This window comes from Streptomyces sp. NPDC001728 (genome assembly GCF_040297565.1).
Classification (GTDB): domain Bacteria; phylum Actinomycetota; class Actinomycetes; order Streptomycetales; family Streptomycetaceae; genus Streptomyces.
On sequence record NZ_JBEOZK010000001.1, the window covers coordinates 272,276 to 288,155 of the forward strand.

The following is a 15,880-nucleotide window of genomic DNA, read 5'->3' on the forward strand; positions in this document are numbered from 1 at the left end:
CATTCGAGCCGTCAACACCGGCCTACGATCGTCACACGAAAGCACTGCCGGGGTGCCTTCGGGCAGCGTAACTTAGCGTCCGAGCCTCCCACCCAGTCGTGTTTTGAGCCCGCGCACCGAAGAACCGCCGAGGGGTCCCGTGACCGTCCATCCCAGCCTCCAGAACTACGCCGACGCCTGGACCCATTCCATCGAGGCGATAGCCGAGCTGGTGCAGCCGCTCATGGAGGGCGATTGGAACCGGCCGACCCCGTGCCCCGGCTGGTCGGTGCGGGACATCGTGTCCCATGTCATCGGCATGGAGACCGAGATACTCGGCGACCCGCGGCCGATCCACTCCCTGCCCCGCGACCTGTACCACGTACGCAGTGACTTCGCGCGCTACATGGAGGTCCAGGTCGATGTGCGGCGGCACCACACCGCGCCGGAGATGACCTCGGAGCTGGAGTACATCCTGATCCGCCGGGCCCGGCAGCTGCGCAACGAGAACCGCTCCCCCGACCGCCTGATCCGCGCCCCCCTGGGCGCCGAGCAGTCCCTGGAACTGGCTTACCGGATGCGCGCCTTCGACGTGTGGGTGCACGAGCAGGACCTGCGGGTCGCGCTCGGCAAGCCGGGCAACCTGGACTCGGCGGGTGCGCACGTCACGCGGGACGTGCTGCTGGAGGCGCTGCCGAAGGTGGTCGCCAAGGACGCCGGGGCGCCCGCGCCCTCGGCGGTGGTGATCGACGTGAGCGGCCCGGTGGAGTTCCTGCGGACCGTACGGGTCGACGCGGAGGGCCGGGGTTCGATCGACGGCGCGCCCTCGCTGGGCCCCGCGGTGACGCTCGCGACGGACTGGGAGACGTTCGTACGGCTCGCCTGCGGCCGGGTCCGGCCGGCCGAGGTGGCCGACCGGGTCAAGACGGAGGGTGACGAGGAGCTGGCGCAGGCCATCCTCGACAACTTCGCGGTGACGCCCCGGTAGTGCTCCCGTGGTCCCGACCTCTAGACCGGGACGTGCACGGCCTCGACACGGCTGGCGACGAGCCGTTCCCGTTCCCTGCGGTGGGTGCGGGCCTTGAGGCGCAGGATCTGCACGATTCCCAGGGCCTCCAGGACGAAGACCGAGGAGAACGCGATCCGGTAGTTGCCGCCGGTCGCGTCGAGCAGCACGCCCACGGCGAGCAGCGTGGTCATCGAGGCCACGAAACCACCCATGTTGACGATGCCGGAGGCGGTGCCCTGACGCTCCGGCGGGTTGGCCGGACGGGCGAAGTCGAAGCCGATCATCGAGGCCGGCCCGCAGGCGCCCAGGACCAGACAGAGGGTGACGAGCAGCCACATCGGGGCGTGGTCGCCGGGGTAGGCGAGGGTGGTCGCCCACATCAGCGCGGTGGCGGCGACGGTCCCGAGGGCCAGCGGGGCGCGGGCCGCGTGGTGGCGGGCGATGATCTGCCCGTACGCGAGGCCGACGGCCATGTTCGACAGGACGACCAGGGTGAGCAGGGTTCCGGCGGTCGACCGGGACAGGCCCTGCGCCTCGACGAGGTACGGCAGCCCCCACAGGAGCAGGAAGACCATCGCGGGGAACTGGGTGGTGAAGTGCACCCACATGCCGAGCCGGGTGCCGGGTTCCCGCCAGGACTCGGCGATCTGCCGGCGCACGAACGCGGCGCCCGCGTGGGTGGAGGGCTGGGGTTCGTAGCCCTCGGGGTGGTCCTTGAGGAAGAGCAGCAGCAGGACGAGGACGACGACGCCGGCCAGCGAGCTGCCGACGAAGGTGGTCGTCCAGCCGAGGCCGTGCAGGGCGCGGGCGATGAAGACGGTGGAGACGAGGTTGCCGGCCATGCCGAAGAGGGCGGCGACCTGGCCGATGAGCGGGCCGCGCCGGGCGGGGAACCAGCGGCTGCCGAGCCGCAGGACGCTGATGAAGGTCATGGCGTCGCCGCAGCCCAGGAGGGCGCGGGAGGCGAGCGCCGTGCCGTACGACGGAGAGAGCGCGAAACCCAGCTGGCCGAGGGTGAAGAGGACGACGCCGAGGGCGAGGACCTTCTTGGTGCCGAGCCGGTCGACCATCAGGCCGACGGGTATCTGCATGCCGGCGTAGACGAGCAGCTGGAGTATAGAGAAGGTGGAGAGCGCGGAGGCGTTGACGTGGAAGCGGTCGGCGGCGTCGAGTCCGGCGACGCCGAGGGACGTGCGGAAGATGACGGCGACGAAGTAGACGGCGACGCCGACGCCCCAGACGAGGGCGGCGCGACGGCCGCCGGGCGGGTCGCCGGGGAGGGTGACGGCGGAGCCGTATCCGTTGCGGCTGCGGTCACGGCGGATGCGGTCGCGGTCCCGGCCGTCACGGCGGTTGGGGTCACGGTCCCGGCCGTCACGGTCGCGGTTGCGGCGGTCGCTCACCGGTCGTCACCCCGGACCAGGACCTTGACCCAGCTGAGGTGCTGGCGGACGCAGGCGGCGGCGCCCTCGGCGTCCCCGGCCTTGATCCGGTCGAGGATCTCGGCGTGCTCGGTGATGTTCTTGGCGACGCGGTCGGGCTGGGACTGCATCACGGCGACGCCCATGCGGAGCTGGCGGTCGCGGAGCTGGTCGTAGAGGCGGGAGAGGATCTGGTTGCCCGCGTGGCGGACGATCTCGGCGTGGAAGCACCGGTCGGTGACCGCGACCTCCGCCAGGTCGCCGGCCTCGGCGCGCCGCTGCTGCTCGTCGAGGAGTTCTTCGAGGCGGGCGATCAGCGGGGCGGGGGCGGGGACGGCCCGCCGGACGGCGAACTCCTCGACGAGCAGCCGGGTCTCGACGACATCGGCGATCTCCTGCGCGGAGACGGCGAGAACGAGGGCGCCCTTCTTCGGGTAGAGCTTGAGCAGCCCTTCCATCTCCAGCTTGAGCAGCGCCTCGCGCACCGGCGTCCTGGACACTCCGACGGCCGTGGCGAGTTCGCCCTCGGTGAGGAGGGTGCCTCCCTCGTAGCGCCGGTCGAGTACGGCCTGCTTGACGTGCGTGTAGACGCGGTCGGCGGCGGGGGGCTGCTTGGTGGGCAGCGGGGCCGGACCGGTGGGCGCTGATGGCATGCGCACAGCATAGATACAACAGAGGTGCAACAGGCGGGCCCGTCCGCGATACGGACGGGCCGGGTCAGACGTCCGCGGCCCCGACGATCTCGCGGACCCTCCGTGCCGACGCCCGCCGGTTCGGCAGGGGCGCCACCTGCTCGACGACCGCGCCGAGCCATCGCGGATCGCCCAGCCGGTGCATCAGCTTCGCCTCGGAGACCGCCTCGAAGAGATGGCCGACCAGGTACACGTGCGCCCCCGTGTACGCGCGCCGATGGTGGCTGTAGCGCGCGAACCAGTCGTCGTACGGATGGCGCACGAGCGCGTGTACGGAGCAGGCATCGCGGCCCATGTCGACGGCGTTCGACTGGCCGGCCCAGCTGAGCGCGGTCCCCCCGCGCGTGGCCATCCAGGCCCGGTAGGTCGTACGGATGCCCAGCTCCATGACCCTGGACCACGGCACGACCTCAAGCGGCTCCGAGGTCCCGTTCGCACAGTGCTCCAAGCCTTCGGCCGTCAGGACCAGGCACGTTCCGCCCGGCCGCTTGACATCACCGATCACCCACCGGTCCCCGACCGGCTCCAGCGGCCCCAGATACGCGCTCACGATCCCCCTCTACGGCACGACGACGAAAACACCCGGCCGAGGAGGGGTGTTCCCCCCTCCTCGGCCGGGTGTTTCACGTGAAACATGGCAACTCGGGCGTCACGCCCAGGTGATGAGCCGCTTCGGCTGCTCCAGGATCGCGGCGACGTCCGCCAGGAACTTGGAGCCGAGCTCGCCGTCGATCAGCCGGTGATCGAAGGAGAGGGCCAGCGTCGTGACCTGGCGCGGCTTCACCTTGCCCTTGTGGACCCACGGCTGGAGCTTGATCGAGCCGACCGCGAGGATCGCGGACTCGCCGAGGTTCAGGATGGGCGTACCGGTGTCGACGCCGAAGACGCCCACGTTGGTGATGGTGAAGGTGCCGCCCTGCATTGCCGCCGGGGTCGTCTTCCCCTCGCGCGCGGTGGAGACCAGCTCGCTCAGGGAGGCCGACAGCTCGGGCAGGGTCTGGGCGTGCGCGTCCTTGATGTTGGGGACGAGCAGACCGCGCGGGGTGGCCGCGGCGATGCCCAGGTTCACATAGTGCTTGACGACGATCTCCTGCGCCGCCTCGTCCCAGGCCGCGTTGATCTCCGGGTTGCGCCGGACGGCGACCAGGACGGCCTTGGCGATGAGGAGGAGCGAGTTGACCCGCAGGCCCGCCATGTCCGTACCGGACCTGAGCTCGTCGACCAGCTTCATCGTGCGCGTGATGTCGAAGGTCACGAACTCGGTGACGTGCGGCGCGGTGAAGGCCGAGCCGACCATCGCCGCCGCCGTGGCCTTCCGTACGCCCTTGACGGGGACACGGGTCTCCCGGGCGTCGGCCGGCACGACGGACACGGGCGCCACGGCCGGGGCCGGGGCGGCCACGGGCGCCGGGGCCGGAGCCTCGACGGCCGGCGCGGACACCGGAGCGGCAGCCGCGTGGACGTCCTCACGGGTGATGACGCCGTCCGGACCGGTCGGGGTGACCGTGGCCAGGTCGACACCGAGGTCCTTGGCGAGCTTCCGGACCGGCGGCTTGGCCAGCGGCCGGGCACCGGCCGGCGCGTGCCCGTTGAGCTGCTCCGGTACGGAGACGGCGACGGGCGCCGCCGGGACCGGGGCGGCCGGTGCCACCGGGGCGGCCTGGACCGCACCAGGGGCCGCCTTGCGGGCGCGGCGCTTGGTGGAGCTGACGGCCACGCCGTAGCCGACGAGGACCGGCTGACGGACCTGCGGCTCGTCCTCCTCCTCGTCCGCGACGGGCGCGGGAGCGGCGGGCGCGGGAGCGGCGGGCGCGGGAGCGGCGGGCGCGGGAGCGGCGGGCGCGGGAGCGGCCTCGGCCACCGGGGCCGCCGGGGCCTCGGGTGCCGCACCGCCGCCGACGTTCACCGAGATGATGACCTGGCCGACATCGACCGTGGTCCCCTCGGGGAAGCACAGCTCGTGGACCGTGCCGTCGAAGGGGATCGGCAGCTCGACGGCGGCCTTGGCCGTCTCGACCTCGCACACGATCTGGCCGTCCTCGACCGTGTCACCGGCCTTGACGTACCACTTGAGGATCTCGGCCTCGGTCAGGCCCTCGCCCACGTCGGGCATCTTGAATTCGCGGATCGTCACGGTGCTCTCCTCAGTACGCCAGCGAGCGGTCGACGGCGTCGAGCACGCGATCGAGGCCCGGCAGGTACTCCTCCTCCAGGCGCGCCGGCGGATACGGCGCGTGGTAGCCGCCGACCCGCAGGACGGGGGCTTCCAGGTGGTAGAAGCAGCGCTCGGTGATCCGGGCGGCGATCTCCGCACCGGAGCCGTAGAACACCGGGGCCTCGTGGACGACGACGAGGTGACGGGTCTTCTCGACGGACCGCTGGATCGCGTCGAAATCGATCGGGGACATCGACCGCAGGTCCAGGACCTCGACCGACTTGCCCTCCTCCTGGGCGGCCGCGGCGGCCTCCAGGCAGACCTTCACCATCGGGCCGTACGCGGCGAGCGTGAGGTCACTGCCCTCGCGCGCCACCCGGGCCTTGTGGAGCTCGCCCGGGATGGCCTCGGTGTCGACCTCGCCCTTGTCCCAGTAGCGGCGCTTGGGCTCGAAGAAGATGACCGGGTCGTCGCTCTGGATGGCCTGCTGGAGCATCCAGTAGGCGTCCGAGGAGTTGGACGGCGAGACGACCTTGAGGCCCGCGACGTGCGCGAAGAGCGCCTCGGGGGACTCGGAGTGGTGCTCGACCGCGCCGATGCCGCCGCCGTACGGGATGCGGATGACGACCGGCATCTTGACCTTGCCGAGCGCACGGGCGTGCATCTTGGCGAGCTGCGTGACGATCTGGTCGTACGCGGGGAAGACGAAGCCGTCGAACTGGATCTCCACGACCGGCCGGTAGCCGCGCAGGGCCAGGCCGATCGCGGTGCCGACGATGCCCGACTCGGCGAGCGGCGAGTCGATGACCCGGTCCTCGCCGAAGTCCTTCTGCAGACCGTCGGTGACCCGGAAGACACCGCCGAGCTTGCCGACGTCCTCGCCCATGATCAGGACCTTGGGGTCGGTCTCCAGCGCCTTGCGGAGCGACTCGTTGAGCGCCTTGGCGAGGGGGAGCTTCTGTACAGCCATGATTACTTGACCTCGCCATCCGCGAAGGACGCCTGGTAGGCGGCGAACTGCGCGCGCTCCTCGTCGACGAGCGCGTGCCCGTCCGCGTAGACATTCTCGAAGATCGCCATGTGGTCCGGGTCGGGCATGTTGCGGACGCCCTCGCGGACACGCTTGCCGAGCGCCTCGCTCTCCGCCTCCAGGGCCTCGAAGAAGGCCTCGTCGGCGTTGCCCTCGCGCTCCAGGTACGCCTTGAGGCGCAGGATCGGGTCCTTGGCCTCCCAGGCCTCCCGCTCCTCGTCGGCCCGGTACTTCGTCGGGTCGTCGGAGGTGGTGTGGGCGCCCATGCGGTAGGTGAAGGCCTCCACGAGGGTGGGGCCCTCGCCGCGGCGGGCGCGCTCCAGGGCGGACTTCGTCACGGCCAGGCAGGCCAGGACGTCGTTGCCGTCGACGCGGACGCCGGGGAAGCCGAAGCCGCGGGCGCGCTGGTAGAGCGGGACGCGGGTCTGCTTCTCGGTGGGCTCGGAGATCGCCCACTGGTTGTTCTGGCAGAAGAACACCACGGGCGCGTTGTAGACCGCGGAGAAGGTGAAGGCCTCGTTGACGTCGCCCTGGCTGGAGGCGCCGTCACCGAAGTACGCGATCACGGCGGAATCCGCGCCGTCCTTGGTGATGCCCATCGCATAACCGGTGGCGTGCAGGGTCTGCGAGCCGATGACGATCGTGTACAGGTGGAAATTGTTGCTGTTGGGATCCCAGCCACCGTGGTTCACACCGCGGAACATTCCCAGCAGATTCGTCGGGTCGACACCACGGACCCAGGCCACACCGTGCTCACGGTAGGTCGGGAAGACGTAGTCGTCGTCCCGCAGCGCACGGCCGGAACCGATCTGCGCCGCCTCCTGGCCGAGCAGCGAGGCCCACAGGCCCAGCTCGCCCTGACGCTGGAGCGAGGTGGCCTCGGCGTCGAAGCGACGGGTGAGGACCATGTCGCGATAGAGACCGCGCAGTTCCTCGGCGCTGAGGTCGATGTCGTAATCGGGGTGCTGGACGCGCTCTCCCTCGGGCGTCAGCAGCTGGACGAGCTCGGGCTCCACAGCCCCCGCCTCGGCGCGCGTGCTCGTCTTCTTGGTGGTGCTCGTGCTCGCGCTTGCGGTGCGCTTGGTGCCGCTGCTGCGTCGCGTCGTCTTGCGCGCGGCAGTGCTCTCCACGGTCACGTGCGTGCTCCTCCGTCGGTCCGGCCCCCGGGTTCGCCGGGCAAGGCCAGTGCGGCTCTCCGCCTTATCCGTACCCTTCGCACGGGGTGGGTGCGACGCGGCCGGGGTCGGGCGTGACAGGTGCCCCGGCGAGCGCCCTGTCATAGGCACGTTACCCACAGCGCGGCATTCCCGCGAAACCCCACTTGACCTGCGATTTTGCTTGGATTTCCAAGTAAATCGAGAAAACGGGGAACAGCGGCTGGTCAGCGCGTCGGCAGCGGCTTCGAAGGGCCGCCGGAACATCCGGCACGTTATCCCGCGCACCCCGGGCGCGGGAAGAGCCAATATGTGAGACTGGCTGCGTGCGCGAAGAAGGAAAAATCCGGGTATTTCTGCTGGACGACCACGAAGTCGTCCGGCGCGGCGTCCACGAGCTGCTCTCCGTGGAGGACGACATCGAGGTGGTCGGGGAGGCCGGGACGGCTGCGGACGCGCTGGTCAGGATCCCCGCGACCCGCCCCGACGTCGCGGTGCTCGACGTCCGGCTGCCGGACGGCAGCGGCGTCGAGGTGTGCCGTGAGATCCGCTCCCAGGACGAGGGCATCAATTGTCTGATGCTGACCTCGTACGCGGACGACGAGGCACTCTTCGACGCCATCATGGCCGGGGCCTCGGGTTACGTCCTGAAGGCCATCCGCGGCAACGAGCTGCTGAACGCGGTGCGGGACGTGGCGGCCGGCAAGTCGCTGCTCGACCCGGTGGCGACGGCGCGTGTCCTGGAGCGGCTGCGCGACGGCAACAACCCGAAGCGTGACGACAAGCTCGCCAACCTGACGGACCAGGAGCGCAAGATCCTGGACCTGATCGGCGAGGGCCTGACCAACCGGGTCATCGGCGAGCGGCTCCACCTCGCCGAGAAGACCATCAAGAACTACGTCTCCAGCCTGCTGTCGAAGCTGGGCATGGAGCGGCGCTCGCAGGCCGCGGCGTACGTGGCGCGGCTGCAGGCCGAGCGTCACTGACGTACCGGCGGGCCCCGCTCTCACCCGTACGGATGAGAGCGGGGCCGACGGCGCCGTTTCGGGACCTACGTCCTCGTGAAAGCGGGGCAGGGGCCCCTTTTCCGACCCGGTGCCGGTGGCGGAGAGTGGAAGCCATGTCCACCGACGAGATCCGTGCCATCGAGTTGCTCAGCCGTGTGTCCTACGGCCGGGTGGCGACGAGCATGCGGGCGATGCCGTTCGTCGCCCCCGCCCGGCACATCGTGTCCGACGGCCGTGTCCTGCTCCGGATGCACCGGGGGCTCGGCTACCACCGCGCCTGCAACGGCAGCGTCGTCGCCTACGGCGCGGACAACTTCCACTCGGGCTCCGAGCATCTGTGGTCCGTGCAGTTCACCGGCACCGCCGAGATCGTCGAGCCGACCGAGGAGGAGCTCGCGGCCTTCGGGCCGGAGCCGGAGGCCGTGGACGACGAGGCCTTCACCCCGGTCTTCATGCGGATCGAACCGCAGTTCGTGACGGTGCACGCGCTCGACTACGCGAGCGAGACCCCGGGGACCCGCCCCACCCCCCGTTCCGTACGGCGACACCTCCACCACGTAGCGTGATCTAACATCTGGCGAGTGCCGCGCTCATCTGAAACGCTCACTCCGCCGGGTACGTCGCCGACGGCCCGGCCCGGCGCATCCCCGGGCAGGCCCGGAGCATCCCCCGGCAGGCCTTCCCCCGGCAGACCCGGGGCATCCCCCGGCAGGCCCGGAGCATCCCCCGGCAGGCCCGTGGGCGCGCCGCCCGTCGGGGCGCTGCTGCGCCGCCACCGTCACGCCGGCGAGCCGCTCTCCTGCGTGCCCGTCGCCGAAGGGCTGCTCAACCGCGGCTTCCGCCTCTCCACCACCCGGGGCACCTACTTCCTCAAGCAGCACCTGGACGCCCCCACCGCCGACCGCGCCACCATCACCCGCCAGCACCGTGCCACCCAGCGGCTGCACGCCCTCGGCCTGCCCGTCGCCCCGCCGCTCGCCGACGCCGCCGGCCGCACGGTCGCCGTCGTCGACGGCCGCTGCTACGCCCTGCACCCCTGGATCGACGGCCGCCACCGCGACGGCGCCCAGCTCTCCACCGGCTGTTCCAGGCGCCTCGGCACCCTGCTCGGGCAGGTCCACACCGCCCTGGACCGTGTGATGGGCCCCGCCGGAACCGACGGGACCCCGGGCGCCCCCGACGACGGCGTCTGCGCGAGCGCCGACCTCCTGGACACCTTCCGGGCCATCGAGGAACTGATCCGCCTCGCCCGCGCCCACCGCCCCCGCGACAGCTTCGACGCGCTCGCCGAGCACCGGCTGAGGGAACGGCGCCGGCTCCTCGCCCAGCACGCGCACCACCGCCCGCCGCCCGCCGCGGCGGCCGGCTGGGTGCACGGCGACTTCCACCCGCTGAACCTGCTCTACCGGGGCGCCGAGCCCGCCGCGATCGTCGACTGGGACCGGCTCGGGGTGCGCCCCCGGGCCGAGGAGGCGGTCAGGGCTGCGGCGATCTTCTTCGTACGGCCGGAAGGAGAGCTGGCTCTGGAGAAGGTGCGGGCGTACGCGCGCGCGTACCGGCGGGCGACGGGCGCCGACCGGGCCGAGCTGGCGGCGGCTGCGCACCGGGTGTGGTGGGAGCGGCTCAACGACTTCTGGACCCTGCGCTGGCGCTACCAGCTGCACGACCGAAGGGCCGACCCGCAGTTTCCCGCGGTGTCGGCCCTGGCGGTCTGGTGGACGCGCGAGTACGAGGCGGTACGCGACGCGTTCACGGGGTGACGGCGGTGACGGCGACGCGGGCGATGACGCCCGAGGTGGCCGCTGCCGCCGGCGGGGTCAGCCCGTCTCGGCGCCGTTGCCCGTCGGGGGCGTGTCCGTGTTGCCCCCGGTGGGGTCGGGCGAGGAGGTCGTCGGCTCGCCGGTGGCCTGCGTCGGCGGGGCCGTCGTCTTCGTCGGCTCACCGGAGGGATCGGTCGGTGGCGCCGTCGTCTTCGTCGGCTCGTCCGTGGGCTCCAGCGTCTTCGACGGCTCGTCCGTCGGCTGCCGCGTGGTCGGCGGCGGCCACGGCTGCTGCGTCGAGCCGCCGCCCGAGCCGCCCTGGTCCTGCGAGGGCTCCTGGGAGGGCTCCTCCGTGGGCGGGGGCTCCGAGGTGGCCGAGGACGGCGAATCGGTGACGGTCGGCTTGGGGCCGCTCGTGGGATTGTCCTTCTGGGCCGCCTGGATCGCGAAGACGACACCGGTCACGACCGCGATCACCGCGAGCGCGGCGAACAGCCACACCTTGCCCCGGCGGCCGTTGCCGCCGCCCTGCGGACCGTAGCCGCCGTCCTGGCCGTAGCCCCCGGTGCCGCCCGTACCGCCGTCGTAGCCGCCGTACCCGCCGACACCGCCGTCCTCCGGGTTCCGCGGGGGAAGGATCGGGCCCTGCGCGGTCTCGCCGTGCATCGGGTGACCCATCGCGGTCGTCGCGGCCATGCCGCCGACCGGGGTGTGACCGCCCTCGTGCATCTCGACCGGGCCGGTGTTCCACGTGCCGGTGTGGCCGCCCTGCTGCTGGAGCATCTGCAGGCCGTACTGGATGAGGCCGCGCATCTCCTCGGCGCTCTGGAACCGGTCGTCCGGGTCCTTCGCGAGCGAGCGCATCACCAGGCCGTCGAGCTCCGGCGGCACGGAGTGCGTGACGTCGGACGGCGGGACCGGGATGTCCTGCACGTGCTGGTACACCACGGACAGCGGGGTCTCGCCGGTGAACGGGGGCCGCAGCGCGAGAAGTTCGTAGAGCAGGCAGCCCGTCGCGTACAGGTCGGAGCGGTGGTCCACCGCCTTGCCGAGCGCCTGCTCGGGGGAGAGGTACTGGGGGGTGCCCATGACCATGCCGGTCTGCGTCATCGTCGACTGCGCGCCGTGCAGGGCGCGGGCGATGCCGAAGTCCATGACCTTCACGGCGCCACCGTGGGTGATGATCACGTTGGCCGGCTTGATGTCGCGGTGCACGATGCCGTGCTGGTGCGAATAGGCCAGCGCCTCCAGGACTCCGGAGACGATGATCAGAGCCTGCTCGGGACCCGGCGCCTCGGCGCTGAGCAGCAGGTCACGGATGGTGCGGCCCTCGACCAGCTCCATCACGATGTACGGCACGGGCCGGCCGGCCACCAGGTCCTCGCCGGAGTCGTACACGGCGACGATGGCGTGGTGGTTGAGCCCGGCGACGGACTGCGCCTCGCGGGTGAAACGGGCCTTGGAGACCGGGTCCTCGGCGAGATCGGCGCGGAGCAGCTTGACGGCGACGGTACGGCCGAGCCGTACGTCCTCTGCGGCGAAGACCTCCGCCATGCCGCCGCGGCCCAGACGGTGCGTCAGGCGGTAGCGCCCGTCACCGACGACTCCGCCGACGCCCCAGGACTCCGCTGCCGCGTCCGGCACACCGCCACCTGATCCGGATTCGGGTGCCATCAGTCCTCGCCGTCGTCTGTCGTGCCGTGTCCAGTCGTCACGCTACAGGCTCCGTACGACATCACGGTTCGAGATGGACCGGCCATCCAACCCCTTCCACGTACACCTGTGCAAATTCGCCGGGTTTCCCCCACCCGTGCGGAAACCGTTCCCCGGGCCTCTTCCGGAACCCGCCGGGGGACCTTCCTGTGCGGAGGGTCACGGAACGGGCACCTGGCTTGACGTGTCACTGCCCTCGGGCAGACTTGGCCAGGAAAATCCGGATCGACGCCGCCTCGTGCGCGTAGGGGGAAGCACAGATGAGCCAGGACGGCGCACAGGGCCGCTATGCGGGCGGTTCGGTCGCGGGCGGCCGGTACCAGCTGCGCGACCTTCTCGGCGAGGGTGGCATGGCGTCGGTCTACCTGGCCTACGACAGCGCGCTCGACCGGCAGGTCGCCATCAAGACGCTGCACACCGAGCTGGGCCGGGAGCAGTCGTTCCGCGAGCGGTTCCGGCGCGAGGCGCAGGCGGTCGCGAAGCTGTCGCACACGAACATCGTCTCGGTCTTCGACACCGGCGAGGACACCCTCGACGGCGCCGTCATGCCGTACATCGTCATGGAGTACGTGGAGGGGCAGCCGCTCGGCTCGGTCCTCGCCGCCGACGTCCAGCAGTACGGCGCGATGCCCGCCGACAAGGCGCTCAAGGTCACGGCCGACGTGCTCGCCGCCCTCGAGGTCAGCCACGAGATGGGCCTGGTCCACCGCGACATCAAGCCCGGCAACGTGATGACGACCAAGCGCGGCGTCGTCAAGGTCATGGACTTCGGCATCGCGCGGGCCATGCAGTCCGGGGTCACCTCGATGACCCAGACCGGCATGGTCGTCGGCACCCCCCAGTACCTCTCCCCCGAGCAGGCCCTCGGGCGCGCGGTCGACGCCCGCTCCGACCTCTACTCGGTCGGCATCATGCTCTTCCAGCTCCTCACCGGCCGGCTGCCCTTCGACGCCGACTCCCCGCTCGCCATCGCGTACGCGCACGTGCAGGAGGAGCCGGTCGCCCCGTCCACCGTCAACCGTTCGGTGACGCCCGCGATGGACGCACTCGTCGCCCGCGCGCTGCGAAAGAACCCGAACGAGCGGTTCCCGAGCGCGGCGGCCATGCGCGACGAGTGCCTGCGGGTGCTCTCGGCGGGTCAGACGGGCGCGCCGATGATCGTCCAGGGCGGTCCGGTCACCAGCGGCGCGGGCGTCGGCTCGGCGGTCTTCCCGCCCATCGGCCAGACCCCGCCGCCCGGCCCCCACTCCGGGCCGCACGGCGTACAGCAGCCCTACCTGCCGCCGACGCCGCAGCCCGGCCCGTACGGCCCCGCGACCCCGGCGCCCGCCCCCTCGTACGGCTACCCGCAGCAGGCGCCGACGCCCGCCCCGGTGTACCAGCACCAGCAGGCGCCGACGCCCGCGCCCTACGCGCCGGCGCACACGCCGGCCCCGGCGGGCGGCGGCTCCCGGCGGAACACTCCGGTGATCGTGGGCGCGGTCGTCGTCGCCCTGCTCGCGGTCGGCGGCCTGGTCTTCGCGCTCAGCCAGAAGGACGACCCGGGCAACCAGGCGGCCGACGGCGGCACCAGCAGCAGCGCCGGCGGCACCGGGGGCACGGAGCAGCCGACGGTCGCGCCCGGCCACAAGGGTCCGGACCTGACCAAGAGCATCGACCCGAAGAAGTGCCTGCAGCCGACCGAGTCGAGCGACGACCCCGAGAAGTTCGAGGTCCCCAACTTCACCTACAAGAACATCCAGTCGGTGAAGGACTGCGTCCAGGCCGCCGGGTGGAAGATCATGGTCCAGACCCCGGTCGACGAGTCGACCTACGGCGAGGGAACGGTCCTGGAGCAGTACCCGCCGGCCGGCGAGGACATCGCCGACAAGGACGCCGAGTTCACCCTCAAGATCTCGACGGGCAACCCGCCGCAATAAGGGCGAGCGTCAGCTTCGACGCCCCTCATGGCCGCTGACGCCCTCTCAGAGGTCCTGACGGCCCCCTACGCCCACTGACCCTGTCCCGGATGCCGGAAATGTTCCGACATGCCTACGCTGAGTCGACCATCTCGGCGGCTCGGTACGGGAGGGGGTCACCCGGTGACTCCAGCACTCCGCAGGACACGCGTGCGGGCCCTCGGCCCCGCACTCACCTGCGCGTTCGCCTGCGCGTGCACGGTGTACGCGGCACCGGCGGGGCACGGGGCGAGCTCTGGATACGGGGCGGGCCTCGGGTACGGGGCGGGCCTCGGGTACGGGGCCGCCTCCGCGCACGGGGGGTTCGTCGCGCGCGGGGCTCCCGCCGGGCACCGGGCCTTCGCCGGGCACGGCGCCTTCGTCGGGGACGGGGCCTTCGCCGGGCACGGCGCCTTCATCGGGGCCTTCGTCCCGCCCTGGGCGCCCGGCGTCATGGTGGAGGCCGCCGGTCCGGGCACCCCCGTGGTGCCGCCCCCGGCCGGCACCACCCCCGCCGCGCCCCCTTCTTCCACCGCGCTCCCCTCATCCGCCGCGCCCCCCTCATCCCCGGCCGCCACGGTCTCGCCGGGGCGCACCGGGGGCGCCGGTACGCCCGCGCCCCCCGCGCCCGCGCCGAGCGGGACCGGGGCGCCCGGCACCGGGGGACCCGCCACGGGGGCGCCCGCCGCCTCCGGAACCGCCGTCGCCGAGCCCAGCGACGCCCCCGCGCCCAGCGGCTCCGCGTCCCTCGCCGGGCGCCCCGCCGGGGAAGGGCGGCCCCGGCCGGGCCGGTCCCTGGGCCCGAGCGCGTCGGCGGGCGCCGCGAGACCGTCGCCCGGCCCTTCCCGTACCGAAACCGCTACAGAGCCGCAGGACCCCGGGGACGTGGGGGCGGAGGACGAGGCGGTACGCGAGGAGGACGCGACCCTCCCGCCCACGCCGCCCGCCAGCCGGCGGGCCGCCGCGCCCCGTCTCGCGTCGGAAGGCGCGTCATCCCTCGCTGACCAGCGGGTTCCCGTCCTCACACTGGGGGTGGGGCTCGCCCTGATGGGGCTCGGGATCGGTTTTCTCGGGCTGCGGATGCGCCGCCGCTGAGCCGTCCAAAGCGCCCGGGTCCCCCTTGAGGCGGACCACCCGCTTCCCCCTCAGGACGGTTGTCGTCCTCGGCATACCCGGTATACATACTGAGTATGTCGATCCGCCACGGGCTCCTCGCCCTTCTCGAACGCGGCCCTCGCTACGGCTCCCAGCTCCGTACGGAGTTCGAGTCCCGCACCGGCTCCACCTGGCCGCTCAACGTCGGCCAGGTCTACACGACCCTCAGCCGTCTCGAGCGCGACGGCATGGTCGCCCAGGACGGCGAGGACACGGCCGGGCACGCGCTCTACGCGATCACCGACAGCGGTCGCGCCGAGCTGAGGACCTGGTTCGCGAGGCCGGTGGACCGCACCAGCCCGGCCCGTGACGAGCTGGCCATCAAGCTCGCCATGGCGGTGGGCGCCCCCGGCGTCGACATCCGCCACGTCATCCAGTCCCAGCGCCGGCACACCGTGCAGGCGATGCAGGACTACACCCGGCTCAAGGCCCAGGCACTCGTCGCCGTCGAGAGCGGCGGAGCACGGGAACGGGACGACGTGGCCTGGCTGCTCGTCCTGGAGCAGCTGATCTTCCAGACCGAGGCCGAGGCGCGCTGGCTGGACCACTGCGAGGCCCGGCTGATCCGCCTGTCGACGCTCGACGGGCACACGGCCACGGACACGGCCCTGGGCTCGGACACGGACACAGGCACAGGCACAGGCCTGGGCACGAACGCCGGTGGTCGCGCAGACCTCGGCACCGGCACCGGTACGACCACCGGTGCCACCGGATCGGCCGCCCCCGTGTCCGCCGTGTCCCCACCGCCCGTCGCCGCGGCCGCCCCACCCATGGGCGGGGCGCGCTGACCGCACCTCGCGCCTCACCCCGTACTTCTTCCGCACCACCTTCCACCGCTCGCTCCCGTACCCGGCAGCCCGCCGCGTAC

The 15,880-nt window shown here is 72.2% G+C and carries 14 protein-coding genes; 7 read left to right on the forward strand and 7 right to left on the reverse strand.

All coding sequences use genetic code 11. From position 1 onward, the window contains the following. The first annotated feature begins 139 nt into the window (after window positions 1–139). A complete protein-coding gene (locus ABT154_RS01260) occupies window positions 140–967 on the forward strand; it encodes a maleylpyruvate isomerase family mycothiol-dependent enzyme (RefSeq protein WP_351851321.1) in 828 nt (275 codons plus the stop codon). A 20-nt stretch (window positions 968–987) separates the two neighbouring features. On the opposite strand, the gene ABT154_RS01265 is transcribed toward ABT154_RS01260, so the two are convergent. From ABT154_RS01265 to pdhA, 6 genes are all read right to left on the reverse strand, one after another. Continuing rightward, window positions 988–2,313 (reverse strand): MFS transporter, encoded by a 1,326-nt coding sequence (locus ABT154_RS01265; protein WP_351852007.1) that lies wholly within the window; start codon window positions 2,311–2,313, stop codon window positions 988–990. 74 nt (window positions 2,314–2,387) lie between these two features. Then, entirely contained in the window at window positions 2,388–3,062 is a 675-nt protein-coding gene (locus tag ABT154_RS01270) for a GntR family transcriptional regulator (protein ID WP_351851324.1), read from the reverse strand. Between the two features lie 64 nt (window positions 3,063–3,126). Continuing rightward, window positions 3,127–3,651 carry a hypothetical protein gene (locus ABT154_RS01275; protein ID WP_351851327.1) on the reverse strand — a complete coding sequence of 175 codons (525 nt, stop codon included), beginning with the start codon at window positions 3,649–3,651 and terminating at the stop codon, window positions 3,127–3,129. Window positions 3,652–3,750: 99 nt separating this feature from the next. After that, window positions 3,751–5,214: a dihydrolipoamide acetyltransferase family protein gene (locus ABT154_RS01280; protein WP_351852010.1), complete on the reverse strand. Its 1,464-nt coding sequence runs from the start codon at window positions 5,212–5,214 to the stop codon at window positions 3,751–3,753. Window positions 5,215–5,245: 31 nt separating this feature from the next. After that, window positions 5,246–6,226, reverse strand: a complete 981-nt coding sequence (locus ABT154_RS01285; RefSeq protein ID WP_351851328.1) for an alpha-ketoacid dehydrogenase subunit beta — start codon at window positions 6,224–6,226, stop codon at window positions 5,246–5,248. Window positions 6,227–6,228: 2 nt separating this feature from the next. After that, window positions 6,229–7,422, reverse strand: coding sequence for a pyruvate dehydrogenase (acetyl-transferring) E1 component subunit alpha (gene pdhA / locus ABT154_RS01290; protein ID WP_351851331.1), 1,194 nt, complete (start codon window positions 7,420–7,422; stop codon window positions 6,229–6,231). Window positions 7,423–7,766: 344 nt separating this feature from the next. On the opposite strand from pdhA, the gene ABT154_RS01295 reads away from it, so the two are divergent. The 3 genes from ABT154_RS01295 (at window position 7,767) to ABT154_RS01305 (ending at window position 10,207) form a co-directional block, all read left to right on the forward strand. Then, window positions 7,767–8,426 (forward strand): response regulator, encoded by a 660-nt coding sequence (locus tag ABT154_RS01295; RefSeq protein ID WP_351851334.1) that lies wholly within the window; start codon window positions 7,767–7,769, stop codon window positions 8,424–8,426. Window positions 8,427–8,560: 134 nt separating this feature from the next. Beyond that, entirely contained in the window at window positions 8,561–9,013 is a 453-nt protein-coding gene (locus ABT154_RS01300; protein WP_351851337.1) for a pyridoxamine 5'-phosphate oxidase family protein, read from the forward strand. A gap of 171 nt (window positions 9,014–9,184) precedes the next feature. Further along, entirely contained in the window at window positions 9,185–10,207 is a 1,023-nt protein-coding gene (locus tag ABT154_RS01305) for a phosphotransferase (RefSeq protein WP_351851340.1), read from the forward strand. 57 nt (window positions 10,208–10,264) lie between these two features. Here the strand turns inward: ABT154_RS01305 and ABT154_RS01310 are convergent, their stop codons facing one another. After that, a complete protein-coding gene (locus ABT154_RS01310; RefSeq protein WP_351851342.1) occupies window positions 10,265–11,881 on the reverse strand; it encodes a protein kinase domain-containing protein in 1,617 nt (538 codons plus the stop codon). Window positions 11,882–12,180: 299 nt separating this feature from the next. Here ABT154_RS01310 and ABT154_RS01315 point away from each other — a divergent pair, with 299 nt between their 5' ends. The 3 genes from ABT154_RS01315 (at window position 12,181) to ABT154_RS01325 (ending at window position 15,800) form a co-directional block, all read left to right on the forward strand. Further along, window positions 12,181–13,839 carry a protein kinase domain-containing protein gene (locus tag ABT154_RS01315; RefSeq protein ID WP_351851345.1) on the forward strand — a complete coding sequence of 553 codons (1,659 nt, stop codon included), beginning with the start codon at window positions 12,181–12,183 and terminating at the stop codon, window positions 13,837–13,839. Window positions 13,840–14,001: 162 nt separating this feature from the next. Next, a complete protein-coding gene (locus tag ABT154_RS01320) occupies window positions 14,002–14,952 on the forward strand; it encodes a hypothetical protein (RefSeq protein ID WP_351851347.1) in 951 nt (316 codons plus the stop codon). Between the two features lie 95 nt (window positions 14,953–15,047). After that, window positions 15,048–15,800 (forward strand): PadR family transcriptional regulator, encoded by a 753-nt coding sequence (locus tag ABT154_RS01325; protein WP_351851350.1) that lies wholly within the window; start codon window positions 15,048–15,050, stop codon window positions 15,798–15,800. Window positions 15,801–15,880: the final 80 nt, after the last annotated feature.

What these genes read in the sequence shown, in the direction of transcription:
- ABT154_RS01270 (WP_351851324.1), bottom strand. Translation starts at nt 3,062, where the DNA reads ATGCCATCAGCGCCCACCGGTCCGGCCCCGCTGCCCACCAAGCAGCCC.
- ABT154_RS01280 (WP_351852010.1), bottom strand. Translation starts at nt 5,214, where the DNA reads ATGCCCGACGTGGGCGAGGGCCTGACCGAGGCCGAGATCCTCAAGTGG.
- ABT154_RS01285 (WP_351851328.1), bottom strand. Translation starts at nt 6,226, where the DNA reads ATGGCTGTACAGAAGCTCCCCCTCGCCAAGGCGCTCAACGAGTCGCTC.
- ABT154_RS01300 (WP_351851337.1), top strand. Translation starts at nt 8,561, where the DNA reads ATGTCCACCGACGAGATCCGTGCCATCGAGTTGCTCAGCCGTGTGTCC.
- ABT154_RS01310 (WP_351851342.1), bottom strand. Translation starts at nt 11,881, where the DNA reads ATGGCACCCGAATCCGGATCAGGTGGCGGTGTGCCGGACGCGGCAGCG.
- ABT154_RS01315 (WP_351851345.1), top strand. Translation starts at nt 12,181, where the DNA reads ATGAGCCAGGACGGCGCACAGGGCCGCTATGCGGGCGGTTCGGTCGCG.
- ABT154_RS01325 (WP_351851350.1), top strand. Translation starts at nt 15,048, where the DNA reads ATGTCGATCCGCCACGGGCTCCTCGCCCTTCTCGAACGCGGCCCTCGC.